The following is a 1,748-nucleotide window of genomic DNA, read 5'->3' as shown; positions in this document are numbered from 1 at the left end:
TCGACCAATGCCACGAAGTTAAGGGCCCGTTGGCGATGTCAAGCTGTCGGGGAGGGTGATCTTGTAGGTGTTCGGGGCGGTGCGGATGAGTCGGCCGTTGCGGGCCCAGTAGCAGAGCTGTGCAGTGAAACCCTTGAGGCGGTTCCCTGTGGTCGCGAGGCCGAGGTGCTGTGCGATGTCGCGCATGTGCATGGCTTGGTTGGCATTCGCGGCCAGGATCTTACAGACCTGGCCCCAGCGCCCGGAGGGGGTCTGGCCCGGATCGTGCACGCCGGGCAGGACCGGTGGGTGCACGGTGATCTCGATCGCGGTGATTGGTGTGCTCTCGCGGGGGCGCCCGTCGCGGTTCCAGATGTTGTAGCGGGAGGTGCCGCACTTGACGACGCGGGCGGACAACCGTGACCGGCGGCTGGGCAGCAGCGTGTGCAGGACGAGGGTGCCTATGTGACCTACCAGGTCGCGGTGGCTGTTCGACTGTGAGGGGAGGGCCGCTGCGACGGGGCTGACGACCGCGTCCCGGGCGGCCTCCACGGCAACGGTGAAGCCGGCCCGGTCGGGATCGCAGCCGGGGACGGTCTCCACCGCGGTCACGATCACCGAGCGCAGGGCCTGGTAGAGGGTGAGTAGCGCCCACATCTCCTGCTGGAGGCCCACCGGGTCCTTGGACCGTAGAACGCGACCCTTGAGCAGGGTATGACGGAGTGCAAGGTAGGTGATCTCGATCTCCCAGCGTTCGTGGTAGAGACGCACCAGGTGGGCGGCTGGATCGGTGCGGTGGTCGCTGAGCGTAGTCAGTAGGCGGTAGGTGCCGCCGAAGTCGCCGCCGTGGGCGGTGCGGGCGTGGATCTCGCCCTCGATCACTCGCAGCCGGAGGGTGCCGATCCGGGTCAGATAGGAACCGTCGGGCAGCAGCGCCAGCACCGGCGGTCGTCGGGTGCTGGTAGCGCGGATCAGGAATTGCGCCCCCTGAGCTGCGATGTCCGCGAGCAGTTCGTTGCTGTCGAAGGCGCGGTCCGCCAGCAGGAGCATGTCCGTGGTCAGGTGACCGACCAAGTCGTGGGCGTAGTCGGTCTCGCCTTTCGAGGCGGAGCCGAAGACGGCGGCGATCAGGCCGCGGGTGCCTGTTTCGCACAGGGTCATGAGCATGAGACGGGGGTAGCCTGTCGGGCCGTGGTGGCGATGGGTGCGGCCGAGCCAGGACCGGTTGCGCTCGTGGTCGGGGACGTTCAGGCTCCCGCATCCGTCGAAGGCAACCGTGCGCCAGCGGCGGTAGCACACTCCGGGCGTGGACGGCTGGGCCAGCGGACCGGCCAGCACCTCGAACAGCCGCTTGAACGGGGCCACACCCACTCGCCGCCGCAGATCACGCAGCGCCTTCTCCGACGGCCGCGGCACCGTGACAGTCAGTCCGGCCACAAGTTTGCCCCAGACCAGCTCGGCACCCAGATACTCGAACAGTCCGAGCGTGAGCACGAAGTACACGCCGACGCGCGAGGGCAGGCTCCGCAGCCGCCGCTCGCGGGCTCCGGTCTCCTCCAGCACCGCATCTACCAACTCGGGTGGGATGACCTGCGTCAATTCACCGATATGACCGGGCGCGAACACGTCGGTTCCGCCCGTGACAAACTGGACCACGGGGCCTCTGCTCTCTCAGGAAGATCTTGGTCGATCCCCTGCATAGCAGAGGCCCCTCCTACATCTCTCCTACCCTTGACATCGCCAACGGGCCCTTAACTTCGTGGCATTGG

1 protein-coding gene is annotated in these 1,748 nt (G+C 67.4%); it reads right to left on the bottom strand.

Features of this window, described 5'->3' with window-relative positions; all coding sequences use genetic code 11:
* Positions 1-18: 18 nt before the first annotated feature.
* Positions 19-1,635 (bottom strand): IS4 family transposase, encoded by a 1,617-nt coding sequence (locus QMK24_RS41175; RefSeq protein ID WP_283472036.1) that lies wholly within the window; start codon positions 1,633-1,635, stop codon positions 19-21.
* Between the last annotated feature and the right edge of the window lie 113 nt (positions 1,636-1,748).

Origin of the sequence: Streptomyces sp. PH10-H1, assembly GCF_030063355.1 — a bacterium.
In the GTDB taxonomy this organism is placed as follows: Bacteria; Actinomycetota; Actinomycetes; order Streptomycetales; family Streptomycetaceae; genus Actinacidiphila.
Note: the sequence above shows the minus strand (reverse complement) of the source record. Positions and strands in the feature narration are given on the sequence as shown.